The organism is Sphingomonas sp. 179-I 2A4 NHS, from assembly GCF_045369135.1.
GTDB lineage: Bacteria > Pseudomonadota > Alphaproteobacteria > Sphingomonadales > Sphingomonadaceae > Sphingomonas.
The window spans coordinates 68,247-92,016 of the sequence record NZ_JBIQFL010000008.1; the positions used below are offsets into that span (position 1 = coordinate 68,247).

Annotated in this window: 25 protein-coding genes; 16 read left to right on the plus strand and 9 right to left on the minus strand. The window is 67.3% G+C overall.

The genetic code is table 11. From position 1 onward, the window contains the following. Window positions 1-20: 20 nt before the first annotated feature. Together ACH0CP_RS14045 and ACH0CP_RS14050 are read right to left on the minus strand one after the other, a co-directional pair. On the minus strand, window positions 21-1,424 hold the full coding sequence (locus ACH0CP_RS14045) for a nitronate monooxygenase family protein (protein WP_294442428.1): 1,404 nt from the start codon (window positions 1,422-1,424) through the stop codon (window positions 21-23). Window positions 1,425-1,522: 98 nt separating this feature from the next. Next, window positions 1,523-2,668 carry a glycosyltransferase gene (locus ACH0CP_RS14050; RefSeq protein ID WP_294442414.1) on the minus strand — a complete coding sequence of 382 codons (1,146 nt, stop codon included), beginning with the start codon at window positions 2,666-2,668 and terminating at the stop codon, window positions 1,523-1,525. A 243-nt stretch (window positions 2,669-2,911) separates the two neighbouring features. Between ACH0CP_RS14050 and ACH0CP_RS14055 the strand changes: the two genes are divergently transcribed. Together ACH0CP_RS14055 and map are read left to right on the plus strand one after the other, a co-directional pair. Next, window positions 2,912-3,121: a ParD-like family protein gene (locus ACH0CP_RS14055; RefSeq protein ID WP_294442413.1), complete on the plus strand. Its 210-nt coding sequence runs from the start codon at window positions 2,912-2,914 to the stop codon at window positions 3,119-3,121. A 1-nt stretch (window position 3,122) separates the two neighbouring features. Then, window positions 3,123-3,899 carry a type I methionyl aminopeptidase gene (gene map, locus ACH0CP_RS14060; RefSeq protein WP_294442412.1) on the plus strand — a complete coding sequence of 259 codons (777 nt, stop codon included), beginning with the start codon at window positions 3,123-3,125 and terminating at the stop codon, window positions 3,897-3,899. A gap of 115 nt (window positions 3,900-4,014) precedes the next feature. Here map and ACH0CP_RS14065 read toward each other — a convergent pair whose 3' ends face one another. Beyond that, complete coding sequence (locus tag ACH0CP_RS14065; RefSeq protein ID WP_294442411.1) at window positions 4,015-4,512, minus strand: MerR family DNA-binding protein; 498 nt, start codon at window positions 4,510-4,512, stop codon at window positions 4,015-4,017. A gap of 52 nt (window positions 4,513-4,564) precedes the next feature. Here ACH0CP_RS14065 and ACH0CP_RS14070 point away from each other — a divergent pair, with 52 nt between their 5' ends. After that, window positions 4,565-5,389, plus strand: a complete 825-nt coding sequence (locus ACH0CP_RS14070; RefSeq protein WP_294442410.1) for a glutaredoxin family protein — start codon at window positions 4,565-4,567, stop codon at window positions 5,387-5,389. A gap of 44 nt (window positions 5,390-5,433) precedes the next feature. Here ACH0CP_RS14070 and ACH0CP_RS14075 read toward each other — a convergent pair whose 3' ends face one another. The 3 genes from ACH0CP_RS14075 to ACH0CP_RS14085 are packed head-to-tail and all read right to left on the minus strand — an operon-like array spanning window position 5,434 to window position 8,251. Further along, window positions 5,434-6,564, minus strand: coding sequence for a glycosidase (locus tag ACH0CP_RS14075; protein ID WP_294442409.1), 1,131 nt, complete (start codon window positions 6,562-6,564; stop codon window positions 5,434-5,436). Beyond that, window positions 6,561-7,340: an SDR family oxidoreductase gene (locus ACH0CP_RS14080; RefSeq protein ID WP_294442408.1), complete on the minus strand. Its 780-nt coding sequence runs from the start codon at window positions 7,338-7,340 to the stop codon at window positions 6,561-6,563. Before ACH0CP_RS14080 ends, ACH0CP_RS14075 begins: the two co-directional genes overlap by 4 nt. Window positions 7,341-7,375: 35 nt before the next feature. Then, window positions 7,376-8,251 (minus strand): alpha/beta fold hydrolase, encoded by an 876-nt coding sequence (locus tag ACH0CP_RS14085; RefSeq protein WP_406875535.1) that lies wholly within the window; start codon window positions 8,249-8,251, stop codon window positions 7,376-7,378. Between the two features lie 37 nt (window positions 8,252-8,288). On the opposite strand from ACH0CP_RS14085, the gene ACH0CP_RS14090 reads away from it, so the two are divergent. The 8 genes from ACH0CP_RS14090 (at window position 8,289) to ACH0CP_RS14125 (ending at window position 15,895) form a co-directional block, all read left to right on the plus strand. Then, window positions 8,289-9,659: a protein adenylyltransferase SelO gene (locus ACH0CP_RS14090; RefSeq protein ID WP_294442406.1), complete on the plus strand. Its 1,371-nt coding sequence runs from the start codon at window positions 8,289-8,291 to the stop codon at window positions 9,657-9,659. A 103-nt stretch (window positions 9,660-9,762) separates the two neighbouring features. Next, window positions 9,763-11,172: a succinylglutamate-semialdehyde dehydrogenase gene (astD, locus tag ACH0CP_RS14095; RefSeq protein ID WP_294442405.1), complete on the plus strand. Its 1,410-nt coding sequence runs from the start codon at window positions 9,763-9,765 to the stop codon at window positions 11,170-11,172. Between the two features lie 38 nt (window positions 11,173-11,210). Continuing rightward, window positions 11,211-11,843: a hypothetical protein gene (locus ACH0CP_RS14100; protein WP_294442404.1), complete on the plus strand. Its 633-nt coding sequence runs from the start codon at window positions 11,211-11,213 to the stop codon at window positions 11,841-11,843. Between the two features lie 91 nt (window positions 11,844-11,934). Continuing rightward, a complete protein-coding gene (gene cobA / locus ACH0CP_RS14105; RefSeq protein ID WP_294442403.1) occupies window positions 11,935-12,726 on the plus strand; it encodes a uroporphyrinogen-III C-methyltransferase in 792 nt (263 codons plus the stop codon). Then, window positions 12,723-13,019 (plus strand): DUF2849 domain-containing protein, encoded by a 297-nt coding sequence (locus ACH0CP_RS14110; RefSeq protein ID WP_294442402.1) that lies wholly within the window; start codon window positions 12,723-12,725, stop codon window positions 13,017-13,019. The genes cobA and ACH0CP_RS14110 overlap by 4 nt, the downstream gene beginning before the upstream one ends. 69 nt (window positions 13,020-13,088) lie before the next feature. Next, complete coding sequence (locus tag ACH0CP_RS14115; RefSeq protein WP_294442401.1) at window positions 13,089-14,720, plus strand: nitrite/sulfite reductase; 1,632 nt, start codon at window positions 13,089-13,091, stop codon at window positions 14,718-14,720. After that, window positions 14,713-15,144 (plus strand): DUF934 domain-containing protein, encoded by a 432-nt coding sequence (locus ACH0CP_RS14120; protein ID WP_294442400.1) that lies wholly within the window; start codon window positions 14,713-14,715, stop codon window positions 15,142-15,144. Before ACH0CP_RS14115 ends, ACH0CP_RS14120 begins: the two co-directional genes overlap by 8 nt. Further along, on the plus strand, window positions 15,137-15,895 hold the full coding sequence (locus ACH0CP_RS14125) for a phosphoadenylyl-sulfate reductase (protein WP_294442399.1): 759 nt from the start codon (window positions 15,137-15,139) through the stop codon (window positions 15,893-15,895). The genes ACH0CP_RS14120 and ACH0CP_RS14125 overlap by 8 nt, the downstream gene beginning before the upstream one ends. Before the next feature lie 97 nt (window positions 15,896-15,992). On the opposite strand, the gene ACH0CP_RS14130 is transcribed toward ACH0CP_RS14125, so the two are convergent. After that, window positions 15,993-17,483 (minus strand): replicative DNA helicase, encoded by a 1,491-nt coding sequence (locus ACH0CP_RS14130; RefSeq protein ID WP_294442398.1) that lies wholly within the window; start codon window positions 17,481-17,483, stop codon window positions 15,993-15,995. A 100-nt stretch (window positions 17,484-17,583) separates the two neighbouring features. Between ACH0CP_RS14130 and ACH0CP_RS14135 the strand changes: the two genes are divergently transcribed. From ACH0CP_RS14135 to cdd, 3 genes are read left to right on the plus strand one after another with little or no spacing between them, the layout of a single operon-like run. Then, window positions 17,584-18,066: a UPF0262 family protein gene (locus tag ACH0CP_RS14135; RefSeq protein WP_294442397.1), complete on the plus strand. Its 483-nt coding sequence runs from the start codon at window positions 17,584-17,586 to the stop codon at window positions 18,064-18,066. A 5-nt stretch (window positions 18,067-18,071) separates the two neighbouring features. Beyond that, window positions 18,072-18,743, plus strand: a complete 672-nt coding sequence (locus ACH0CP_RS14140; RefSeq protein ID WP_294442396.1) for a GH25 family lysozyme — start codon at window positions 18,072-18,074, stop codon at window positions 18,741-18,743. An 8-nt stretch (window positions 18,744-18,751) separates the two neighbouring features. Further along, window positions 18,752-19,207 (plus strand): cytidine deaminase, encoded by a 456-nt coding sequence (gene cdd / locus ACH0CP_RS14145; RefSeq protein WP_406889644.1) that lies wholly within the window; start codon window positions 18,752-18,754, stop codon window positions 19,205-19,207. A 52-nt stretch (window positions 19,208-19,259) separates the two neighbouring features. Here cdd and ACH0CP_RS14150 read toward each other — a convergent pair whose 3' ends face one another. Further along, a complete protein-coding gene (locus ACH0CP_RS14150) occupies window positions 19,260-20,039 on the minus strand; it encodes an SDR family oxidoreductase (protein WP_294442395.1) in 780 nt (259 codons plus the stop codon). A gap of 125 nt (window positions 20,040-20,164) precedes the next feature. On the opposite strand from ACH0CP_RS14150, the gene ACH0CP_RS14155 reads away from it, so the two are divergent. Together ACH0CP_RS14155 and ACH0CP_RS14160 are read left to right on the plus strand one after the other, a co-directional pair. Beyond that, window positions 20,165-20,911, plus strand: coding sequence for a LuxR C-terminal-related transcriptional regulator (locus tag ACH0CP_RS14155; RefSeq protein WP_406889642.1), 747 nt, complete (start codon window positions 20,165-20,167; stop codon window positions 20,909-20,911). 77 nt (window positions 20,912-20,988) lie between these two features. Then, the gene (locus ACH0CP_RS14160; protein ID WP_294442393.1) at window positions 20,989-22,137 is read left to right on the plus strand and encodes an acyl-CoA dehydrogenase family protein; all 1,149 of its coding nucleotides are present in this window, start codon (window positions 20,989-20,991) and stop codon (window positions 22,135-22,137) included. 101 nt (window positions 22,138-22,238) lie between these two features. Here the strand turns inward: ACH0CP_RS14160 and ACH0CP_RS14165 are convergent, their stop codons facing one another. After that, window positions 22,239-23,711, minus strand: a complete 1,473-nt coding sequence (locus tag ACH0CP_RS14165; protein WP_294442392.1) for an NAD(P)/FAD-dependent oxidoreductase — start codon at window positions 23,709-23,711, stop codon at window positions 22,239-22,241. Window positions 23,712-23,770 lie beyond the last annotated feature (59 nt).

The following is a 23,770-nucleotide window of genomic DNA, read 5'->3' on the forward strand; positions in this document are numbered from 1 at the left end:
CGACCACCCGGCCGGGCGGATCAATCGCCGGTCAGGATCCGATCGACCAGCTGCTTCACCGTCGGCACGAAGCCGTTCGAGTAGAAGGGATCGCGCTTGAAATTATAGGCGGAATGGCCGGCGAACATGAGGTTCGCTTCGGTATCGCCGCCATGCGCGATATCCTGCAGCGTCTTCTGGATGCAGAAACTGCGCGGATCGGCGAGACGACCGGTGGAGTTCGTCTCCGTATCCGCCCAGCTGGAGAACAGGCACTGGCTGAGGCAGCCCATGCAATCGGCCTGATCCTTGCGGATTTCCGCCTTCTCCTGCGGCGTCACGAACACCAAGGTGTTGTCCGGCGTCTTCAGCGCATCGGTGAAGCCGTGGCCGAACCATTCGCGGGCGCGCATCAGATCACCCTTGGTGACCCAGAAGTTCTTACCCTTCACGCCGACGTCGAGCTGGAAGACGTGATCGCCAGCTTCCTGCGTGGAGAAGGCGATCTGCCGTTCCGAGCGCGCCTCGAGACTGCGGAGGAACGAATTGCGCACCGCGGAGGAATAGAAGCCGGTGGGCGAGAAACGGTGGAGGAGGACATCGCCCTCCTCGATCGTCATCAGGCGTTCCTTCCACGCCTGCGGGATCGGGCTTTCCTGCGTCAGCAGCGGGCGCGTGCCGTACTGGAAGGCGATGGTGCCCAGTTCCGGATTGTCGATCCAGTTGTTCCAATCACGCAGATACCAGACGCCGCCGGCCATCACGATCGGGGTGGTATCGGGAATACCGCCTTCGCGCATCGTATCGCGCAGCGCCTTCACGCGCGGATAGGGATCCTCCGGCTTCAGCGGATCTTCGGCATTGGAGAGGCCGTTGTGCCCGCCGGCGAGCCACGGATCCTCGTACACGACCGCGCCGAGCAGCTCCGACACCTTGGAATAGGCGCGCTTCCACAGCGCACGGAAGGCACGGCCGGACGAGACGATCGGCAGATACTGGACGTTATGTTCGGCCGCGATCTCGCTGAGCTTGTACGGCATGCCGGCGCCGCAGGTGACGCCGGAGACGAGCCCGCGGGTGCGTTCCAGCACGCCCTGCAGCACGCGCTGCGCGCCGCCCATTTCCCACAGCACGTTAATGTTGATCGCACCCTTGCCGCCGGCGATGTCCCAGGCGCGCTGCACCTGCTGGACCGCGCCCTCGATGGCGTAGGCGATCAGTTCCTCATGCCGTTCACGGCGAGTGAGCGCGTGATACACCTGCGGGATGATGCGGCCTTCGGGATCGTAGCTGTCGGCATTGACCGCGCTGACCGTACCGATACCGCCGGCTGCTGCCCAGGCACCCGCGGATGCGTGATTGGTTGCCGCAACACCTTTGCCGCCCTCCACGAGCGGCCAGACTTCGCGGCCGTTGTAGACGATGGGCTTGAGCCCCTTGAACACGGCAGTAGCCACGGCTTTCCGATTACCTCTTGGATGAAGAATAAGGCGCCCTAACGAGAAAGGTTGCGTGGGGCGAGAAAATTGCGCGCGTAGCCATGTCAGGCCCTTGCGCCCAGCGCGCCGGGCCGGCCGACCGCCTCTTCGTAAAGAGCGGCATAGCGCTGGATCATCTGGCGCTCGTCATATTCCGCCACTGCCTTGCGCCGGTTCGCCTCCCCCACCCGCTTGCGCAGTTCGGGATCGGCGATCAGCGCCTGCATCGCATCGCGCAGCCGCACTTCGCCCGGATATTCGGTGATGAAGGGCGCGTTTTCCGCCGACACCATCATCGGCACGTCGCCTACCGGCGGCGAGACGATCGGCAGGCCAGCGGCCATCGCCTCCACCACCGAGATCGGGAATTGTTCGGACAGGGAGGACAGCGCCAGCAGATCGAAATGGCCCATGAAGCGATAGGGCCGATCGAGGAAGCCCGGCATCACCAGCTGATCCTCGATCCCCATCGCGAGTGCCGCGCTCTCGATTGCGGCGCGCTCCGGCCCCTCGCCCACGATGACGAGGCGAAAGCGCGTGGAGAGGCCGCCGACCGCGCGCACCAGCGCGGGCAGATCCTTCACCGCGCGCAGGCCAGCGACGGTGCCGATCACGGTTTCCTTCGGCTTGCGCACGAAGCCGGGGATCGCCTTTGGTTCAGGCCGCTTGGCGTAGAGCGCGGTATCGATGCCGTTGATGATGCGATGGACCCTGGCGCGCGGCTGCTTCCAGGTTTCGAGCGCGATCCGTTCCAGCGACGTCGAGGGCACCACCAGGCCATGCGCGGCGCTGAGCGCGAGGCGACGGTAGAGATTGCGCTCGCGCTTCAGGCCGCCGGCCTCATCCTCGTTGAAGCCATCTTCATGATGAACGATCGGCGGCACCCCGCGCCCGAACACGCGCCGCGCCATGACGCCGTCGATCGCGCCCCAATTATAGGTGAGCACCAGATCGAAGCGCCGCATGTAGCGCGCGATGGCATCGTAGCGGCCGACCGAGGGCTTGCCCTGCAGCGGCGGCGGGTTCTGCGCGATCTCGTACTTCACGCCCTTGGCGATCCGCTCGCGTGCGCCGTAGCGGCCCTCCATCCCCGAGACGATGGTGTGCCGCGCGCGATCGCCGAAGGCGTTCATCAGGCGAACGGCACGCGCCTCCTTCCCCCCGAGATCGAAGGTCGAATGGAGGTGAAGGATGTTCAGCGGGGCTGCCATCAGCGGCCTTCCGGGCAGCGCGAATGTTGAGGAAGTTGAGGCGCTGGCGCGTTTTTCGCGGCGGCCTCAACATTCGCGGCGGACAGGGCAAGGCGGGTCGGCGATGTCATGGGTGCCCCCATGACACAGGACGGGCCGTGTAGGACAGAGGGGGGTGCCGCGAGGCCATTTCGAGGACCGAACTTGCCGGCCGCGGTTATACGCCGCATATACGTTTCGTATATTCGAGCGGGAGCTACCTTCATGGGCATCGTCAAGATCAACGACGGGCTGCACGAACAGGTGCGGCGGGCGAGCGACGTGATGTGTCGATCGATCAACGCGCAGGCGGAATTCTGGATGACGATCGGGATGCTGGCGGAGGCCAATCCGACCGCATCGTTCAACGAGATCGTGCGCCTGCGCCTGGCGCGCGCGATCGCGCCGGTGCCCCATCCCAAGGCGGTGGCGTGACATGGTGAAGACGCCTGACGAACTGGATCTGATGCGCACTTCGGGCAAGCTGCTGGCCCGGGTGTTCGAAATGCTGGACGGGATCGACCTTGCAGGCATGTCGACGCTGGCGGTGAACGATCTTGTCGAGCGCTACATCACCCATGACCTGGCGGCACGCCCGGCGAGCAAGGGACAATATGGCTTCGCCTATGTGCTGAACTGTTCGATCAACGAAGTGGTGTGCCACGGCGTGCCGAGCGCGGACGAGACCATCAAGCCGGGTGATATCGTGAACCTCGACATCACGCTGGAGAAGAACGGCTTCATCGCGGATTCGAGCAAGACCTATATCGTGGGCGATGCATCCCCGGCTGCAAAGCGGCTGGTGCGGGTGACGCAGGAAGCGATGTGGAAAGGGATCGGCGCGGTGCGGCCCGGCGCGCACCTTGGCGACATCGGCTTCGCGATCGAGCGGCATGCCAAGAAGAACGGTTATTCTGTGGTGCGCGATTATTGCGGCCACGGCATCGGCCGCGAAATGCACGAGGAGCCGCAAGTAATGCATTTCGGCAAGCCGGGCACGGGCGTGCGGCTTCGCGAAGGCATGACCTTCACGATCGAGCCGATGATCAATCAGGGGACGCGGCGCACCGAGACGCAGGACGACGGCTGGACCGTGGTGACCGGGGACCGGAAGCTGTCGGCGCAGTTCGAGCATACGGTGGCGGTGACGGCAACCGGGGTCGAGGTGCTGACGCTGCGGCGGGATGAGACCGCGGTGGGGCTGCGCGGCTGATGTGTGGGCGGGGTGCGGGTTGCCCCTGACTTGACGCGGGACCCCGGCTCGGGGGCCGGGGTGACGTGCATTGGGTTGTTTGGTTGGGTTGAGCCTCGGCCGGCGCTTGTGCGGCTTACCCCTTCGCCAGCTTTGCTGGTCCCTCTGCCCTCGCGTGGCCGGACTGTTCCGGCGGGTGATCGAAGGACGCGAGGATCGGGCATGGGCCGGCGGCGGTGGCGCTGCATTCCTCGGCGAGCCGGCGAAGTGACGAGCGCGCGCGGTCGAGTTCGGCGATCCTGGCGTCGAGCGCGGTGATCCTCTCCTGCGCCAGTGCGCGGACGCGGGCGCGATCACTGGTGGCGTCCAGCGCGAGGAGCTCGGCGATCTGATCCAGCGTGAAGCCGGCCGCCTGGGCCGAGCGGATGAAGCGCAGGCGGCGAACGTCCGCCTCGCCATAGCGGCGGATCCCGCCGCCCGCGCCGCCGCCGCTCCTGTCCGGCGTCTCGAGCAGGCCGCGGCGCTGATAATAGCGCACCGTCTCGACGCCGACGTCCGCGGCCTGGGCGAGGCCGGCGATCGTGAGACCGGGAGCAGCTCCACGCGGTGCGACCACCTCTTGACTCCGTACCATGGTACAGACCCTATATCGCGGGCAGCCTGATTACCAGTCGAGAGCCGCTGCCATGACCGCCACCACCCAGATCGATCGCTCGAGCGCGCCGGCGCCAGCCGCCGGGGCACGCCGCGCCGTGCTGTACCGCATGGTGATGGACAAGCATGTGTGCCCCTATGGCCTGAAGGCGAAGGACCTGCTGCGGCGGCAGGGTTACACGGTGGAGGATCACTGGCTGCGCACGCGCGAGGAAACCGACGCGTTCAAGGCCGAGCATGGCGTGAAGACGACGCCGCAGACGTTCATCGATGGCGCACGGATCGGCGGCTATGACGATCTGCGCCGGCATTTCGGCAAGACCGTCGTCGATCCCAAGGCGACCACCTACAAGCCCGTCGCCGCGTTGTTCACGATCACCGCGCTGATGGCGCTGTCGGCGAGCCAGGCGGCGTTCGGATCGCCCTTCACCTTGCGCGCAGCGGAATGGTTCATCGGGTTCAGCATGGCGGTGCTGGCGCTGCTGAAGCTGCAGAACGTCGAGAGCTTTGCGACGATGTTCCTCAATTACGACCTGCTGGCGAAGCGCTGGGTGCCCTATTCGTACATCTATCCCTTTGCCGAGGCGCTGGCGGGCGTGCTGATGATCGCTGGCGTACTGCCGTGGCTGTCAGTGCCGATCGCCTTGTTCATCGGGACGATCGGCGCGGTGTCCGTCTTCAAGGCGGTGTATGTCGACCGGCGCGAGCTGAAATGCGCGTGCGTCGGCGGATCGAGCAACGTGCCGCTGGGCTTCGTCTCGCTGACCGAGAATGTGATGATGGTGGCGATGGCGATCTGGATGGGCGTGGCGGCGCTTGGCCTGGTGGGCGCGGGGGCGGGCGCGGTGCACGGCTGACCGGCCACGCGCCCTCCTCGCCCGGCGGCGGCGATGGGCGGGCGTCAGCGGCCGAGATGCGCCTTGGGGATATGGGTGATGCGGCAGGCGAGATCGGCCTCGCCGCTCGCCACGATCCAGCGATCCCCGCCGTCGGCAAGACCGGTCGTGAAGACGACGTTGTCGAGGTACATCTGGTCCTTCAGCGGCTCGGTGAGCAAGGGATTGGGCTCGAGCAGCGGATGGTGATCGGTGGCCAGCGTGCGCCACGGCTCGTCCTTGTCGAGCAGCGTCCAGTAGGTGCGGTAGATGCCGACGATGCCGGACGGCTCGACGCCGTGCCACAGGGTGAGCCAGCCCTGCTGGCCGTTCACGTCCGCCAGCACCGGCTGCGCGCCGCCGCCCATGCGCGCGGTGGCGACGGTGGCGGCATGCGGGCGGATGCCGGGATGCTCGCTCGGCTTCCAGTGCAGCGCGTCCGGCGAGGAGGCGAGGTTGATCGATGGGCCGGCGCGCCAGTCGCTGCCCGGCGGATAGGCGAAATAGAGGTCTCCCAGCGGGCGGGTCTGCGCCCAGTATTTGCCGCCGATCAGCCCTTCGAAGATCAGCATGTCCTTGTTCTGGTGATCGAGGACGATGCCTTCGAGCTGCCAGTCCATGGCGTCGTTGCTGGTGTAGAGCGTGGTCGAGTGGCGTTCCGGGCTGACCGAGCAGCTCGTCATCAGGTACCGGTCGCCGATGCGGGTGATGCGGGCGTCCTCGACGCCGTAGCATTGGTAGCTGGCGCGCGGGGCGATGGCGCGATCGTAGTGGACGGCCTCGACGCGGCGGCCGTCGGGATCGAGCTCGACCGGGAGCAGCCAGGAGAGCGAGGTGAGCGCCATCACCTTCCATCCGCCGCCGCGCATCATGAACTTGCGCGGATCGGCGGTGTCGACGAGCTGCAGCGGCCAGGGATCGAGGACGTAGCGGCCCTCCTCCCAGCGGATCGCCCGGACGTGGCCGTCGCGGATCGGGGTGCGCAGCGCCTCTGCCACGCGGACCATGAGGAGGAGGTTGCCGTTGGGCAGCCGGGTCATGCCCGGGTTGAAGGCGCCCAGCGCGTAGGTTTCCTCGTCGATGTGCCCGGCGAGCGGGGAGCGGGACAGGTCGACGTCGTGAGGCGTGAAGACGAGGTGGTCGAGCGGGAAGGTCATTCCTGATCCTGCATGCGCGGCGAGATGGTGACTTGCTGCACGACGGTGCGGCTTGGCTGGGTGAGGAGGTAATGGACGCCGACGGCGATGTCCTCGGCGCGCAGCATCTCCTCCTTGTTGATCCGCTCTGCCTGTTCCTCGCTGGTGCCCTCCACCATGTCGCTGCCGGTGAGGCCGGGTTCGACCAGCGAGACGCGCACGCCCTTGGGGCCAAGCTCCCGCCGGAGCGCGATGGCGAAGCCCTGGATGCCGTATTTGATGCCGGCATAGACGGTGGAGCCGGGGCCAAGGACGTACGCACTCATCGAGCCGATGAGGACGATGTCGCCCTTGGCCTTCGCCTTCGCTTCCTCGCCATCCGCGCCCATCGCCTTCGCGGCGTGCTGGGCGGAGAGGAGATAGGCGGTGAAGTTGCTGCCGATCGTGTAGCGAAGATCCGCCTCGGTCATGTCGAGCAGCCCCTCGGCGCCGCGCGCGGCGTTGATCACCGCGACGTCCAGCCCGCCGAGATAACCGGTCGCAGCCTCGAACAGCCGGGCGACATTCTCCTCCTCGGCAAGGTCGATCGCGATGCCATCGCCCTCGCCCACCTCGCGGATGCGGGTGAGCGCGTCCTCAAGATGCTGCTCGTTGCGGCCGCAGACGAAGACACGCGCACCTTCGCTGGCGAGCAGAACGGCGATCGCGCGGCCGATCCCGGTGGTGCCGCCCGTCACCAGCACGCGGCGACCGGCAAGCGGCGTGATGGCGGTGTGCGCGTCGGATCGATCGGTCATGAAGGCTCCAAGAACTGAGTGCCTTCCTTGACGTTTCAGTCGCTTGCCGGTTCCTTCTCGGCACGCGCCAGCAGCCGGTCGATCGCGCCCTGCACGCCGGGCTCGCTCAGCGTCGGCGCGTGGCCGATGCCGGGCAAGGTGACGAGCTGCGCATCGGGAAGCGAGGCGGCCATCCGCTCGGCGACCGCCGCGGAGAGGATGTCGGACTTGCCGCCGCGCACGATCAGCACCGGCGCATCGCCGAGCGCCGCGAGCGCGCGCCACATGTCCGACCCGGCCTCGTTACCCGGTACGCGGAAGGGCTCGGCGATCTTCAGATCGTAATCGAGCACGATGCGACCGGCACTGTTCAGCCGGTAAAGCCGCTTGGCCATCGCCAGCCAATCCTCGATCCCGTAATCGGGATAGGCATGGGCATTGGCCTCCTGCACCGCGCGGGCGGCGTGCATCCAGGTTGGCCAGACGCTGTTGCGCCCGACATAGCCGCGGATGCGCGCGAGGCCGGCGGGCTCGATCTCCGGGCCGACATCGTTGAGCAGCGCGCCGGCGATACGGCCGGGCACCATCCCGGCCAGCAGCATGGTGACGATCCCGCCAAGCGAGGTGCCGATGGCGACGAAGCGATCGATGTTCTGATCCGCGAGCAGCGCCGCCACGTCCTGCGCATAGGTGAGCGGGACGTAGCTCATCGGATCCTTGGCATAGGCGCTTTCGCCGCGGCCGCGCAGATCGAGCGCGAGCACGCGGCGCTTGCCGGCAAGACGGCGCGCCAGCACCTCATAGTCGCGCGCGTTGCGGGTGAGGCCGGGCAGGCACAGCACCGGCAGCGCATCCGCCTCCCCCGGATAATCCCGCGCATGGAGGCGCAGGCCATCGTTCGACCACCAAAATAGATCCTGCCAGGCGGCCATGGTTGCACCTTTCGTTGCGCGCGCCCCATATCCACGCATGGCCCCAGAACCTCAAGCTGCCCCGCACGCCTATCGGCCCGAGACGACGATCCTGACGCTGGGCGACAGCTTCTACGATCCTGTCGAGGCAGCGAACTTCCCGCAGACGATCCTTCGCTTCCGCAACGATCGCGCCGCCGCCGAGGTGGGGCTGGACCAGCTGGACGATGCGCAGTGGATCCGCCACTTCGGCCGCTTCGAGCCGCTGCCCGGATCGCTGCCCCAGCCGCTGGCACTGCGCTATCACGGCCACCAGTTCCGCGTGTACAACCCCGATATCGGCGATGGGCGCGGCTTCACCTTTGCGCAGCTGCGCGACCGCGACGACCGGCTGATGGACCTTGGCACCAAGGGATCGGGGCAGACGCCGTGGAGCCGCTTCGGCGACGGGCGGCTGACGCTGAAGGGCGGCGTGCGCGAGGTGCTGGCGACCGAGATGCTGGAGGCGCTGGGCGTGCGCACCTCGCGCAGCTTCTCGCTGATCGAGACGGGCGAGGCGCTGGAACGCAACGACGAGCCCTCCCCCACCCGGTCAGCGGTGCTCGTGCGGCTGAGCCATAGCCACATCCGCATCGGCACGTTCCAGCGGGTGGCCTATGCCCGCGACGAGGAGGCGATGCGCCGCCTGGTGCGCTACGTGCTGGCGAACCTTTATGGCGAGGATGGCGAGGATCCGGTGCGGCTGCTGGAGCTCGTCGTGGCGCGCACTGCCGAGCTCGCCGCGAGCTACATGGCGGCGGGCTTCGTCCATGGCGTGCTGAATTCCGACAACATCAACGTCACCGGCGAAAGCTTCGACTATGGCCCGTGGCGGTTCGCGCCGACGTGGGACCCGGAGTTCGTCGCGGCCTATTTTGATGCCGCGGGGCTTTATTCCTTCGGGCGGCAGCCGCAGGCGATCCATTGGGACGTGATGCAGCTTGCCGCGTCGCTTCGCCTGCTGGCCGAGGCGGAGCCGCTGATCGCAGCGCTGGACGGGTTCGGCCCCGCCTATCAGCCGGCGGTGACCCGTGCCTTGCTGTGGCGGATGGGACGCGAGCCGCGCGAGCCCGAGGCTGACGTGGCCTTCATCCAGACGACCGAGCGCGCGTTGCGCGAGACCGGCGTCGGGATCAACGATTTCTTCTTCGACGTGTTCGGCCAGCCGCTGCCGCCGAGCTATGGCGCGGAATGGGACGAGGTGCGCGCCGGGCTCGACGCGCGGCAGCTGCGCGCCGGGCGGGACCATCCCTATTGGTCCGGCGAGCCGTGCGGGATGCAGATCAACGAGGTGGAGGCGATCTGGGATGCGATCGCGCAAGGCGACGACTGGAGCGCCTTCAACGCCAAGGTCGCGGCGATCCGCACGATGGGCGAAGCGCTGCGATGAACCGTCCGCGGCGGGCGCGCCTTGTCTGGCCGTAAAGAACCAACGTAAGGACAAAAGGAAGGATTGCCCGCTATACGCCGGGCGAACGCTAGAGGTCTGATCCGTGAGCGAGTTGGTTTCCCTCGAGCCCGCCACCGGCGCCGAATTGTGGCGCGGGGCGATCGGCGACGTGGACGCGGAAGTCGCCGCCGCGCGTTCCGGCTGGTCGACCTGGGCGGCGCGGCCGCTGACCTTCCGGATCGAGACGATGCGCCGCTTCGCCAACGTGGTGCGGCAGCGGCACGAGGCCTTCGCCGACATCATCGCGCGCGAGACCGGCAAGCCGCTGTGGGAAGCGCGCACCGAAGTCGACAGCGTGATCGCCAAGGTCGACATTTCGGTCTCGGCCTATTCCGAGCGCTCCGCGCAGCGGCGGCTGGACGCGCCGATGGGATCGCGCATGGCGCTGCGCCACAAGCCGCACGGCGTGCTGGCGGTGCTGGGCCCGTATAATTTCCCGGCGCATCTGCCGAACGGCCACATGGTGCCGGCGCTGATCGCGGGCAACGCGGTGGTCTTCAAGCCATCGGAAAAGACGCCGGCGACGGGCGCCTTCCTGATCGACTGCTATCGCGCGGCCGGCGTGCCGGAGGAATGCGCGCGGCTCGTCATCGGCGGGCCGGACGAGGGGCGCGCGCTTTCCGGCCATGACGGGATCGACGGGCTGCTCTTCACCGGATCGGCGCGCACCGGGATCGCGCTCAACCGCGCCTTCGCCGAAAAGCCCGAGAAGATCCTGGCGCTGGAGATGGGCGGCAACAACCCGATCGTGGTGTGGGACACGCCCGATCTTTATGCCGCGGCGGTCATCATCATCCAGTCCGCCTTCACAACGGCGGGCCAGCGCTGCACCGCCGCACGGCGGCTGATCGTCGACGAGAAACTGTGCGAGCCGCTGATCGAGCAGGTCAACGCGTTGCTCTCGCGCCTGATCGTCGGCGCGCCGCATGACGACCCTGCCCCCTTCATGGGCCCGGTGATCGACAATGAGACCGCAGACCAGCTGACCGAAAGCTTCCTCGCGCTGCTGATGCGTGGCGGGCGGCCGGTGCGCCATCTGCAGCGCCCGGTGGAGGGGCGGCCGTTCCTGCTGCCCGGCATCATCGACATGACCGACGTGAGCGAGCGGCCCGATATCGAGCTGTTCGGCCCGATCCTGCAACTGGTGCGGGTGGATGATTTCGACGCCGCGATCGCGGAGGCGAACAACACCCGCTACGGGCTGTCCGCCTCGCTGATCAGCCAGACGCCGGCACTGTACGACCGCTTCTGGGCCGGCGCGCGGGCGGGCATCGTCAACTGGAACCGCCCCACCAACGGCGCCTCCTCCTCTGCCCCGTTCGGCGGCGTCGGCTGGTCCGGGAACCACCGGCCGAGCGCCTATTACGCGGCCGATTATTGCGCTTATCCCGTAGTATCGAACGAAGCCGAGGCCGCGCGCGCCTCGATCGGCATCGGCCTGCGCGACGCCTGAGACGGGAAACCGGGGCGGCGGTTCTCCGTTTAGGACGGATGCGAAACCTTTCCTGCGCGATTGCGCTTGCCGTGGCGCTGGCCGCCTGTTCGTCCGAACCCGACCGATCGAATGAGACGCTGCCGGCCAACGGGCCTGCCGCGGACGTGACGGCGGCGCCGGTCCCCTCGCCGGCGCCGACGCCGGTCGTGAGCGCGAGCCCCACCGCAGCGCCTTCGCCGGATGTGACGCGAGTGGCGGGCAAGACGCTGGCGCTGGAGGGGCTCGGCGCGTTGCGGATCGGGGAAGCGGTGCCGCGCGGCAGCGGCTGGGCGGAGCGCGGGGCGCAGATCGACGAGGGGTGCCGCACGGTCAGCTCGCCCGACTATCCTGGCGTCTATGCGATCGTGACCGAGGGCAAGGTGCGGCGGATCACCGTGGGACAGCGATCCGACGTGAAGCTGATCGAGGGCATCGGCATCGGGACGCCCGAACGCGAGGTGCGCCAGGCGTTCGGCGGCTTCCGCGCCGAGCCGCACAAATATGAGGACCGGCCGGCGAAGTATCTGACCGCGCCCAATGCGGCGAGCGGCGATCCGGCGCTGCGTTTCGAGATCGGGCAGGACGGCAAGGTCAGCCTGATGCACGTCGGGACGATGCCGGTTCTCGGCTATGTCGAAGGGTGCGCCTGATCCGACCTTCGCCATAGGGAATAGCTGACCTACGCCTGCGCGAAGGATCGCTCGGTTGCCGGCCGTCGCGGCAGGCTTCATCTCCCTGAGGATGGCAAGCCTTCTCGATCCCGATGCGCGTGGACGCGTCATCCTCGTCGGTGCGGGTCCGGGCGACCCGGGCCTCCTTACGGTGCGCGCGGTGGAAGCGCTGAAGGCGGCGGATGTCGTCGTGCATGACGGGCTGATCGACCCGCGGGTGCTGGAGATCGCGCCGGCCGATGCGCATCGCATCTCCGTCGCCAAGCGGCGCGCACGGCACACGCTGCCCCAGGAAGCGATCAATGCGTTGATCGTCGCGCATGTTCGCGCCGGCAGCGTCGTCGTCAGGCTTAAGGGCGGCGACCCGTTCATCTTCGGGCGCGGCGGCGAGGAAGTGGAGGCGGTGCGCGCCGCGGGCCTGCCGGTGGAAGTGATCCCCGGCGTCTCGGCGGCGCTTGGCTGCGCGGCGGAAGCGATGCTGCCGCTCACGCATCGCGATCATTCGAGCGCGGTCAGCTTCGTTGCTGGCCAGTGCAAGGGGCTGAGCGACCAGGACTGGTCCGGCCTTGCCGGCCAGGGGCGCACGCTGGTGATCTACATGGGCGTCGCGACGGCGGAGACGATCGCCGACAAGCTGATGGCCGATGGCGTCGCGCCGGACATGCCGGTGGCGGTGCTGGAGAAAGGCACCCTCCCCGGGCACCGCGCGCTGAAGACGCTGCTGGCGGACCTGGGGCCGATGGTGAACCGCGAGGGCGTCGCGAGCCCGGCGATCATCGTCGTCGGCGAAGTGGTGGAATTGAGCGATGCCGAGGACCGGCTCGCAGGATGGGCGCGTGCAGCGGAGTCGATGAACGCATGAAATTGCTGACCGGAAACGATCTGGCGACGGGGGACGTGACGTGGTGGACCGGCGATGGCTGGTCTCGCCATGTCGAGGATGCGGTGGACGTCGGCGACAAGGGCGAGGCGATCGCCACGGCCGAGGAAGGCGCGCGGCGGGTGAATGGGCCGTATGTGATCGACGCGACCGAGACGCCCGAGGGGCCGCGGCCGGCACATATCAAGGATCGCATCCGCGCGCTGGGGCCGACGGTGCGGCCTGACCTGACATTGAAGCCGGCGGATGCGAACGCCGGCAGCTGGGTGATCTGATCGCCGGGTGATGGGAATAACGCCGCTGCGCCCCAAGGGACCGCAGGCGGCATTTGTGGACCGCTGCTGATGTATCAATACGACCAATATGATCAGTCGATCGTCGACGCCCGGGTGGAGGAATTCCGCGACCAGGTGAAGCGTCGGCTCGCCGGGCAGATCACCGAGGACCAGTTCAAGCCGCTACGGCTGATGAACGGCCTCTATCTGCAGCTGCACGCCTACATGCTGCGCGTCGCGGTGCCGTACGGCACACTCGACAGCCGGCAGATGCGGATGCTGGGGCATATCGCGCGCAAGTACGACCGCGGCTACGGCCATTTCACCACGCGCCAGAACATCCAGTACAATTGGATCAAGCTGGAAGACGCGCCCGACATCCTCGCCGAGCTGGCGACTGTCGAGATGCACGCCATCCAGACCAGCGGCAATTGCATCCGCAACATCAGTTCGGATCAATATGCCGGCGCCGCCGCCGACGAGGTGACGGACCCGCGCCCGTGGGCCGAGCTGCTGCGCCAGTGGAGCACGTTCCACCCGGAATTCAGCTACTTGCCGCGCAAGTTCAAGATTGCCGTGATCGCGGCGCCGGAGGATCGCGCGGCGATGCGGCTGCACGATATCGGCATCGAGCTGGTGGAGCGCGACGGCGTGCTCGGCGGGCGCGTGTTCGTGGGCGGCGGCATGGGCCGCACGCCGATGATCGCGCCGGAGATCAAGGACTTCGTCACGGCGGACGATCTGCTCAGCTACGTCGAGGCGTGCCTGCGCGTCTACAATCGCTACGGCCGACGCGACAATATCTACAAGGCGCGGATCAAGATCCTGATCCACGAGCTGGGCGCGGATGAATATCGCCGCCAGGTGGAGGAGGAATTCGGCCATGTGAAGACGCTGGGGATCGATCCCCCGGCGGCGGAGCTGGAGCGGATCAGCGCCTTCTTCGCGGCGCCCGCGTTCGAGGCGGGCGCTTCCGAGGAGATCGACCGCAGCGATCCTGATTTCGCGGTGTGGCTCGACCAGAACGTCCGCGCGCACAAGGCGCCGGGCTATGCCATCGTCAACATCTCGCTGAAGCCGGTGGGCGGCATTCCGGGCGATGCCTCGGCCGACCAGATCGAAGTTATGGCGGACCTGGCCGAGCGTTATTCGTTCGACGAGCTGCGCGTGACGCATGCGCAGAACATCGTCCTGCCCCACGTGCGCAAGGCCGATCTTTACGCCGTGTGGCAGGCGCTGACCGAGGCTGGCCTCGCCGAGGCGAACCTCGACCTCATCAGCGACATCATCGCCTGCCCGGGCCTCGATTATTGCAGCCTCGCCAATGCACGATCCATCCCGGTGGCGCAGAAGATCGCGACGCGCTTCAGGGATCTCGACCGGCAGCGTGACCTTGGCGAGCTCAAGCTCAAGATCTCCGGCTGCATCAACGCCTGCGGCCACCATCATGCCGGCCACATCGGCATCCTGGGCGTCGATCGTAAGGGCAAGGAGAACTACCAGTTGCTGCTCGGCGGATCGGGCGCGGAGGACGTGAGCCTCGGCAAGATCACTGGCCCCGGCTTCGACGAGGACGGCATCGTCGATGCGATCGAGCGCGTGACCGACAAGTTCGTCGCGGTGCGCGAGCCGGGCGAGCGCTTCCTCGACACCTATCGCCGCGTCGGCTTCGACGCGTTCAAGGAGGCGATCTATGGATAACAATCTCCTGCGCTTCCGCGACGACGAGGCGCATGACGAGCCGGCGATCACGCTGGACGCCTTCCTCGAAGGACAGACCAACGCCGGCGCGGTGCGGATCGAGGCGGGCGACGATGCGCGCGCGCTGCTGCCGCACATGGGCCAGCTGGCGCTGGTCGAGGTGAGCTTCCCGACGTTTCGTGACGGGCGCGGCTATTCCGCCGCGCGGGTGCTGCGCGAGGCGGGCTATACGGGCGAGCTGCGCGCGGCCGGGGACGTGCTGGTCGACCAGATCCCGTTCATGCGCCGCTGCGGCTTCGACAGCTTCGCTCCGCAAGCGCCGATCGATCCGGACACGCTGAAGCGCAGCCTGGAGCGCTACGATTATCATTACCAGGCCGCGGCCGACGCCGCGGTGCCGGTGTGGAAGCTGCGCCATGGCTGAGGCCGCGCGGCGCCTCGACATGATCGACGTCGCACCCGCCTTCACCCAGGCGGATGCGGCGGCGATGGAGGCGCGCTTCGCCGGCGTCTCGACGCAGGACATGCTGCGCGAGCTGCTGACGGGCGAGCTGAAGGGCCGCATCGCGGCGGTTTCGTCGTTCGGTTCGGAATCGGCCGTGCTGCTTCACATGGTGGCGCAGGTCGACCGCGACGTGCCGGTGATCTTCACGAACACCCAAAAGATGTTCGGCGAAACGCTTGAATACCGGGACGATCTTGCCGAGCGCCTCGGCTTCACCGAGCTGCGCGTCTATCGCCCCGACCCACGGATCCTGGCGGCGAAGGACGGCAATGGCCTTCGCTGGTCCTATGATCCCGACGGCTGCTGCGAAATCCGCAAGGTGGAGCCGCTGCGCCGCGCGCTGCTGCCGTTCGGCGCCTGGATCTCGGGCCGCAAGGGCTTCCAGTCGGCGACCCGTGCCGCGCTGCCACGGTTCGAGATCGACGACGGCCGTCTGAAGCTCAACCCGCTGGCGGATTGGGACAAGGCGCGGCTGGAGGCCTATTTCGCCGAGCACGAACTGCCGCGCCACCCGCTGGAGGCGGACGGCTACCCCTCGATCGGGTGCAAGCCCTGCACGTCCAAGGTGCTGCCGGGCGAAGACCCACGCGCCGGCCGCTGGCGCGGCTGGGAGAAGGTGGAATGCGGCATCCACGTGCCCGAGAAGCCGGGCGAGGAGCCGGTGTTCTGATGGCGCCGCCGGTCGGGGAGATTGCCCCCGCCGGGCGCCGCGACGCGCGAAGCAGAAGAAGCGGGATCCCGGACCAAGCCCGGGATGAGGGTGGCGCCTAGTAGCCGGCGTAGTCGCTGAAGCGGGTGACGCTGGGATCGAACTTCATCGTCACCTTGCCGGTCGCGCCGTGCCGCTGCTTGGCGATGATCAGTTCGGCGAGACCGTACACGCGCTCCATGTCGCTGGCCCATTGCGCGTGATCCTCGAAGATCTTGGCCGCGTCTCCCTCGGTCGGGCGCTTGGGCTCCTTCGCCGCGACGTAATAATCCTCGCGGAACACGAACCAGACCATGTCGGCGTCCTGCTCGATCGAGCCGGATTCACGAAGATCGGACAGCTGCGGGCGCTTGTCCTCGCGCTGCTCCACCGCACGGCTGAGCTGCGACAGCGCGAGCACGGGGACGTGGAGATCCTTTGCCAGCGTCTTCAGACCACGGCTGATTTCGGAGATTTCCTGCACGCGATTGCCGTCGCTCGCCTTGCCACTGCCTGAGAGGAGCTGGAGGTAATCGACGATAACCAGGCCGATTTCGTTGTTGTGACGACGCTGGAGGCGGCGGACGCGGGTGTGGAGTGCGCTGATCGAGAGACCGCCGGTGTCGTCGATGAACAGCGGCAGGTTCTCGAGGTCCGCGGCTGCGGCGGCGAGCTGGTGGAACTCGGCGCGGCTGATGTCACCGCGGCGCAGCTTTTCCGAGGTGATGCGCGATTGCTCCGCCAGGATACGCGTCGCCAGCTGATCGGCGGACATTTCGAGGCTGAAGAAGGCGACCTTCGCGCCGATCGATTCGCTCGGCGCAATGCCGGCCTTCATGTCCATCATCCAGCGCTGCGCCGCGTTGAAGGCGATGTTGGTGGCAAGCGACGTCTTGCCCATGCCGGGGCGGCCGGCGAGGATCATCAAGTCCGACCGGTGCATGCCGCCGATGCGAGCGTTCACCGTGTCGAAGCCGGTGGTGATGCCCGAGACCTTGCCGCCGGAATTGAGCGCGGTCTCGGCCATCTTCAGCGCGACCTTGGTGGCCTGCGCGAAGCTCTTGATCGCATTCTCGGTCGTGCCGTCGGCGGCGACCTTGAAAAGTTCTTCCTCGGCGAGTTCGATCTGGGCGCGCGGGTTCACCTCCTCCGAGGTATCCATCGCGCGCTCCACCAGCGTGCGCCCGACCGTCACCAGCGAGCGGAGCATGGCGAGATCGTAGATCTGCTGCGCGAACTGGCGCGCGCCGATCAGGCCCGCGCCTGAGCCGGTGAGCTGCGCGAGATAGGCCGGGCCGCCAAGCTCGCGCATCCCCTCGTCCGCCTCGAACATCGGGCGCAGCGTGACTGGGGTGGCGAGCATGTCGCTGGCCCGCAGCGTCTTGATCGCGGCGAAGATGCGGCCGTGGACCGGCTCGTAGAAATGCGCCGGCTCCAGCCGGTCGACGATGTCGTCGGCAAGGCGGTTGTCGATCATCATCGCACCCAGCATCGCGGCCTCGGCCTCGACATTGCGGGGCAGGTGGATCGGTTCGGCCGGGGCCGGTTGCGGGAATGCCAGTGTCGCCATCAGGCGGCTGCTTCTACCCGCGCAACCGGCAAACGGAAACCGGGGCAGCCTGTGGATTACGAGAATTGTCGCCGCGGCGATTGGTCTCTATCGCAACAAGATGGCCGATCCGCGGATCATCGATGTCGAACTGGACGAGCGCACCATCCTGTGGCGATCGGCCGATATCGAGCAGGAACGGCGGATCGCGATCTTCGATCTGATCGAGGGCAACCACTTCGCGCCGCAGAAGCAGCATCCCGATGGCTATGCCGGGCCGTACCGGCTGGCGCTGTCGGTCGAGGAAGGCCGGCTGGTGATGCAGATCAAGCGCGAGGACGGCACGCCGCTCGAGGCGCATATTCTCGGCATGGGACGGTTCCGCCGGCCGATCCGCGATTATTTCGCTATCTGCGACAGCTACTTCCAGGCGATACGTCAGGCGACGCCGCAACAGATCGAGACGATCGATATGGCACGGCGGGGGATCCACAATGACGCGGCGGCGCTGCTGAAAGAGCGGCTGGAGGGGAAGATCGACGTCGATTTCGACACGGCACGGCGGCTGTTCACGCTGATCTGCGTGCTCCACATCAAGGGCTGAGACACATGTACGGGCTGGGCCGATGGGCGCTGATCGTGGTCGCCCTGTGCACGGCGACGTTCGCCGCGTGGCAGGCGGCGGCGCAATGGCGGCCGTCGGTGGACAAGTTCCCGGTGCAGGGGATCGACGTCGGCGAAGCGAATGGCGCGATCGAATGGCCGGTGGTCGGCGGGCGGGCGGACTTTGCCTATGCCACCGCCACTTATGGCGCAAAGCGGCGGGACGCGCGGTTCGAGGAGAATTGGGAAGGCATTGGTGCGGCCGGGCTGCGGCGCGGCGCGGTGCACGTATGGTCGCTGTGCCAGCCGGGCGAGGCGCAGGCCAACGCCTTCAACACGATCGTGCCGCGCGACGATGCCGACCTGCCGGCGGCGATCGACTTCGATTATCGCGAGGATTGCGCCGCGCGCCCGGCACGCAGCGCGCTGGTGGAGGAGATCGCCAAGGCCGCGGCGATCATCGAGGCGCATACCGGAAAGCCGGTGCTGCTGCGCGTATCGCGTCGGTTCGAGCGGGATTATGACCTTTCCACTGCCCTGCCCCGCACGATCTGGGCGGCGGGGAATTTCTTTCCGCCCGATTATGCCGCCCGGCCGTGGCGGATGTGGCGGGCGAGTGACATGCGGCGGATCGACGGCATCGACGGGCCGGTGAACTGGAATGTGGCAGCACCATGAGTGACAAAATGACGGACGAAGCGACGCGGCTGATCGCGCTGGCGCGGGAGGCGGCGCGCCATGCGCATGCGCCTTATTCCAACTTCGGCGTGGGAGCGGCGGTGCTGCTGGCGGATGGCACGGTGGTGACTGGTGCCAACTTCGAGAATGCGAGCTACGGCCTGTCGCTGTGTGCCGAGACGGTGGCGATCGCCAGCGCCAGCGCGCAGGGGCGACTGAGCGACGTGGTCGCGATCGGGGTGATCGGCGGCGTGATCCGCGACGGTGCGGTGACGGGCAGCGACGTGGTGCGCCCGTGCGGCAGGTGCCGCCAGGTGATCAACGAAGCCGCGCAGATCGGCGGCCGCGACGTGCGCGTGCATTGCGCGGGCGCACAAGGCGATGCGGTGAACAGCTACACGCTGTCGCAGCTGCTGCCGGATGCGTTCGGGCCGGCGGACCTGGGAATCGGGGTGAAGGGCTGAACTCAGCACTGCAACCGGCCGAGGCGGGGGTGCCCCCCCGCCCCGCCCCGGATCAGCCGAGTGCGTCGGCGCTCGCGTCGCCGAGGTCACTGCCGCCGTCGACGTTGATGATCGCGCCGGTGACGTATTTCGCCTCCGGGCTCGACAGCCACAATGCGGCTTCGGCGATGTCGGCCTTGGTGCCGTAATCACGCAGCGCGAGGCGCTTCTTGATCTGGGCCTCGCGCGCCGGATCGCCGCCGAGACGCTTCATCCCTTCGGTATCGCCGATCGGGCCGGGCGAGATGCCGTTCACGCGGATGCCGGCCGGACCCCATTCGAGCGCGAGGCACTTGGTGACCATGTTGACGCCGGCCTTGGCGGCGCAGGCGTGGATCTGGAACGCCGACGGATGGACCGCCTGGCCGGCAGTGATCGCGATCAGCGAGGCGCCCGGCTTCACCAGGTGATCGTAGCTGGCGCGGAAGACGTTGAACGTGCCGAGCAGATCGATGTCGACCACCGTCTTGAAGGCGTTGGCCGAGAGCTTCACCGCCGGCGCGAGGAAGTTGCCGGCCGCGCCCGAGATCAGCACGTCGATCGGGCCGAACTTGCCCGTCGCCTCGGCATAAGCGGCCTCGAGACCGGGATAATCGCGCACGTCGCAGGCGATGCCGATCGCTTCGGCGCCGGTTTCGCGGATGCCGGCGGCGGCAGCTTCGATCTTGTCAGCGCTGCGGCTGAGCACCGTTACCTTCGCGCCTTCCGCGGCGAAACCGTGGGCGATGGCGAGGTTGATCCCGCTCGATGCCCCCGCGACGAAGACGTGCTTGCCCGCATACCGACCAGCCATGATCCTCTCCCTTTTCTTACCATAACATCAGTTACGGCAGCGATGCCGTGAACCGCGCGCAAGCGCAAGAGGCAAGCCTTGCCGCGGGGGGAGGCACAAGCTAGCGATGCTGCGGGAGCGAAGAGATGCAGTCGGAAGCGCGCGAGACCCTGACCTGGGAGGAGGTGGACGCACTCGCCGATCAGGTGGTTGCGGCCGGCGTGCGCGCGAACCTGCCCTTTGTTGCAGCGCAAAGCGACATTGGCGACCCGGCCCCGATGGCCGACCGCAACGGCAAAGCCTACGCCGAGCGCATGCCCTGGGTGAAGAGCGTGCCCAATTACTGGCGCAACCGCAGCCTCGCGCTGCGTGCCAGCTTCCTCCATGCCGCGCGCGTCTTCGCCGAGCCGATCTGGTATGCCGACGGACAGCTGGGATCGTGGCGGCCAACCAGAATGCTGGAGGCGATCGATTGCGCCCGGGTGACGCAGGAATTCGGCTTCACCGGCGCGCTGATCGCCCCGGTCCATCTGGCCGGTGGGAAGGTTGGCACGGTGCTGTGGGTGGCGAACGAGCCGATCGACATGAAGGCGACGTTCGACGCGCATGCCGCGGAGCTTTTCGCGCTCGCCTTCCGCTTCCTCGGCACCCACGCGGAACTCACCTCGAACGGCAAGCGGACGCCGCCGGGGCAGCTTTCCGCGCGCGAGGCGCAGTGCGTGCGCTGGGCGGCGGCGGGGAAGACCAACGCCGAGATCGGGACGATTCTGTCGCTGTCGGTTTCCACCATGCGATTTCACCTGCGCAATGCGGCGGAGAAGCTGGGCGCGACGACGCGCGCGCGGATGATCCAGATCGCGACTGGCCACGGGTTCCTGGGACCGCACGCCTGACGCCCCTGCCCTGCGCGACCTTGGCCTGACGCAATGGTCAGCTTGGAGGCGGTGCGGCGTGCGGGCATGATGCCGGCATGGAGAGCCTGAACAGCGCAGACGCGCGCGCCTTTCGTGATGAGGTGCGCACCTTCCTGTCCGAGAAGCTGACGCCGGAGCTTCGCCGCGGCGCCCGGCGCGGGACCAGCGTGTTCCTGCATCCCGACATTGCCGATGCGTGGCAGCGGATCCTGCACGCGCAGGGCTGGGCCGCACCGGACTGGCCGGTCGAATATGGCGGCACCGGCTGGAACGAGATCCAGCGTTACATCTGGGCGGAGGAATATGCCCGCGCCCACGCCCCCGGCCTGTCGCCGATGGGGCTGAAGATGGTGGCGCCGGTGATCATGCATTATGGATCGCCCGAGCAGAAGGCGACGCTGCTGCCGCGCATCCTGTCCGGCGAGGATCGCTGGTGCCAGGGCTATTCGGAGCCCGGCTCCGGTTCGGACCTCGCGTCGCTGAAGCTGCGCGCGGTGCGCGACGGCGACGATTATGTGCTGAACGGCTCCAAGATCTGGACGACGCACGCGCATTTCGCGAACCGCATGTTCTGCCTGGTGCGCACCAGCACCGAAGGACGCCCACAGACCGGCATCACCTTCCTGCTGCTGGAGATGAAGACACCGGGCATCACCGTGTCGCCGATCCACACGCTGGCCGGCGAGCATGAGTTCAACCAGGTGTTCTTCGACGACGTGCGCGTGCCGGTGAGCGGCCGCCTTGGCGCGGAGAACGACGGCTGGACCGTGGCGAAGCACCTGCTGACCTTCGAGCGATCCGGCCGCTATGCGCCGGGACTTGCGGCATCGCTCGACATGATCCGCGAGGCCGCGGAAGCGACCGGATGGCTCGAGCACGAGGGCAACCGCGAGCGGCTGGCGCGCGAGGCGATCGCGGTGGACGCGCTGCGTGCAATCGAGCTTGCCGGCCTCGAAGGCGGCGGCCCGGCGGATGCGGTACGCCCGTCGATGCTGAAGGTACTGGGCACCGAAGCCTCGCAGCGCATCGACCTGCTGGCGCTGGAGATCGCCGCCGGTTGGGAAGGCGACATCGACGATGCGCCGGACGCGATCGCGATCGCGATGCCGAAGTATCTGAACAACCGTGCGTCCACCATCTATGCCGGATCGAACGAGATCCAGCGGGATCTGATCGCGCGGGTGGTGGTGGATCAGGCAGCCTGAGAGCCCGCCGGCGGGAGGAACGGATAGACCCCCTGCCCCCGCCGGCGGGTGGGGGTGTGAATAACAAGCGTCCCGGCCGGAGCCTGTGACGCTTTAGCCGCCTATGCTGCCGCCTTCGCGCGGGCGGGCGCGGGGTTCGAGAACTCCATGCTGTCGTCGACCGAGCCGAAACGCAGCGCCATCACGTCCAGCGCATAATTCTGGTTGAGCTTCCACGGCTTGCGGTTGCCCTGCTTGGGCAACTGATCGGCCACGCGCTGGATGTAGCCGGAGCTGAAATCGACGAACGGCTCGGGCGTGATCGTCTCGTCGCCAACGCGCGGCGTTGCCTGACGCAAGCCACGCTTCTTCATCGTGTTGAGGACGCGGCACATATACATGGCGACGAGATCTGCCTTCAGCGTCCACGAGGCATTGGTGTAGCCGAACGTGAAGGCGAGGTTCGGCACGTCCGAGAACATCATGCCCTTGTACTGGAGCGCCTTGCCGAGGTTCACCGGCACGCCGTCCACCACCGGGCTGATGCCGCTGAGGAGCTTCACCTCGAGCCCGGTAGCCGTGACGATGATATCCGCCGGCAGTTCGCGACCCGACGTCAGCAGGATGCCATTGGGCGTGAACCGCTCGATCGTGTCGGTGACGACATCGGCGCGGCCAGCCTTGATCGTATCGAACAGATCGGCGTCCGGCACGAGGCACAGCCGCTGATCCCAGGGATTGTAGCGCGGGGTGAAATGGGTCGCGACGTCATAGTCGGGGCCGAGATGCTCGCGGACCTGATCGAGCAGCTTCTGCTTCACCTTTTCAGGCTTGGTGCGTGTCATCCGGTAGAAGATCATCCCCATGATGACGTTCTTCCACCGCGTCATGCCGTACGCCGCCTTGCTCGGCAGCTTGGCGCGCAGCCAGTTGGCGAGCGCATCCTGGCCGGGGCGCGAGACGACATAGGTGGGCGAGCGCTGCAGCATGGTGACGCTGGCGGCCTGCTTCGCCATTTCCGGCACCAGCGTGACTGCGGTGGCGCCGCTGCCGATCACCACCACGCGCTTGCCGCTGTAATCGAGATCTTCGGGCCAATGCTGCGGATGGACGATGCGGCCGCCAAAATCCTCCTGCCCCTCGAAATGCGGCGTGTGGCCGCGATCGTAATCGTAATAGCCCGAGCACATGTGGACGAAGTTGCAGGTGAACTGGACGGGACCGTCTGGGCCATCGGCGCTGATCGTCCAGCACGCGTCAGGCGTCGACCATTCAAGGCCGGTGACGCGGTGGCCGAAGCGGATGTTCCGGTCGATCCCGCCATCGCGCGCCGTTTCCTCGATATATTCGCGGATCGATGGCCCATCGGCGATCGACTTGGCCTTCGTCCAGGGACGGAAATTGTACCCCAGGGTGTGCATATCGCTGTCTGACCGGATGCCGGGATAGCGGAAGAGGTCCCAGGTGCCGCCCATCGCCTGGCGCGCTTCGAGGATGAGGTAGCTGCGGTCCGGGCAGCGTTCCTGCAGGTGATGCGCCGCGCCGATGCCGGACAGGCCGGCGCCAACAATGATGACGTCTACGTGCTGCTTCATGCGCGATCCTCTTCCTTGACGCGCATCGTATCGCATCAATCGGTTGCGGAAAAGGACCG

Bases quoted from the DNA above. Each gene is read 5' to 3' on its own strand.
- ACH0CP_RS14050 (WP_294442414.1), bottom strand. From the start codon at position 2,668: ATGGCAGCCCCGCTGAACATCCTTCACCTCCATTCGACCTTCGATCTC.
- ACH0CP_RS14055 (WP_294442413.1), top strand. From the start codon at position 2,912: ATGGGCATCGTCAAGATCAACGACGGGCTGCACGAACAGGTGCGGCGG.
- map (WP_294442412.1), top strand. From the start codon at position 3,123: ATGGTGAAGACGCCTGACGAACTGGATCTGATGCGCACTTCGGGCAAG.
- ACH0CP_RS14065 (WP_294442411.1), bottom strand. From the start codon at position 4,512: ATGGTACGGAGTCAAGAGGTGGTCGCACCGCGTGGAGCTGCTCCCGGT.
- ACH0CP_RS14070 (WP_294442410.1), top strand. From the start codon at position 4,565: ATGACCGCCACCACCCAGATCGATCGCTCGAGCGCGCCGGCGCCAGCC.
- ACH0CP_RS14075 (WP_294442409.1), bottom strand. From the start codon at position 6,564: ATGACCTTCCCGCTCGACCACCTCGTCTTCACGCCTCACGACGTCGAC.
- ACH0CP_RS14080 (WP_294442408.1), bottom strand. From the start codon at position 7,340: ATGACCGATCGATCCGACGCGCACACCGCCATCACGCCGCTTGCCGGT.
- ACH0CP_RS14085 (WP_406875535.1), bottom strand. From the start codon at position 8,251: ATGGCCGCCTGGCAGGATCTATTTTGGTGGTCGAACGATGGCCTGCGC.
- ACH0CP_RS14090 (WP_294442406.1), top strand. From the start codon at position 8,289: ATGGCCCCAGAACCTCAAGCTGCCCCGCACGCCTATCGGCCCGAGACG.
- ACH0CP_RS14100 (WP_294442404.1), top strand. From the start codon at position 11,211: ATGCGAAACCTTTCCTGCGCGATTGCGCTTGCCGTGGCGCTGGCCGCC.
- cobA (WP_294442403.1), top strand. From the start codon at position 11,935: ATGGCAAGCCTTCTCGATCCCGATGCGCGTGGACGCGTCATCCTCGTC.
- ACH0CP_RS14110 (WP_294442402.1), top strand. From the start codon at position 12,723: ATGAAATTGCTGACCGGAAACGATCTGGCGACGGGGGACGTGACGTGG.
- ACH0CP_RS14115 (WP_294442401.1), top strand. From the start codon at position 13,089: ATGTATCAATACGACCAATATGATCAGTCGATCGTCGACGCCCGGGTG.
- ACH0CP_RS14120 (WP_294442400.1), top strand. From the start codon at position 14,713: ATGGATAACAATCTCCTGCGCTTCCGCGACGACGAGGCGCATGACGAG.
- ACH0CP_RS14125 (WP_294442399.1), top strand. From the start codon at position 15,137: ATGGCTGAGGCCGCGCGGCGCCTCGACATGATCGACGTCGCACCCGCC.
- ACH0CP_RS14130 (WP_294442398.1), bottom strand. From the start codon at position 17,483: ATGGCGACACTGGCATTCCCGCAACCGGCCCCGGCCGAACCGATCCAC.
- ACH0CP_RS14135 (WP_294442397.1), top strand. From the start codon at position 17,584: ATGGCCGATCCGCGGATCATCGATGTCGAACTGGACGAGCGCACCATC.
- ACH0CP_RS14140 (WP_294442396.1), top strand. From the start codon at position 18,072: ATGTACGGGCTGGGCCGATGGGCGCTGATCGTGGTCGCCCTGTGCACG.
- cdd (WP_406889644.1), top strand. From the start codon at position 18,752: ATGACGGACGAAGCGACGCGGCTGATCGCGCTGGCGCGGGAGGCGGCG.
- ACH0CP_RS14150 (WP_294442395.1), bottom strand. From the start codon at position 20,039: ATGGCTGGTCGGTATGCGGGCAAGCACGTCTTCGTCGCGGGGGCATCG.
- ACH0CP_RS14155 (WP_406889642.1), top strand. From the start codon at position 20,165: ATGCAGTCGGAAGCGCGCGAGACCCTGACCTGGGAGGAGGTGGACGCA.
- ACH0CP_RS14160 (WP_294442393.1), top strand. From the start codon at position 20,989: ATGGAGAGCCTGAACAGCGCAGACGCGCGCGCCTTTCGTGATGAGGTG.
- ACH0CP_RS14165 (WP_294442392.1), bottom strand. From the start codon at position 23,711: ATGAAGCAGCACGTAGACGTCATCATTGTTGGCGCCGGCCTGTCCGGC.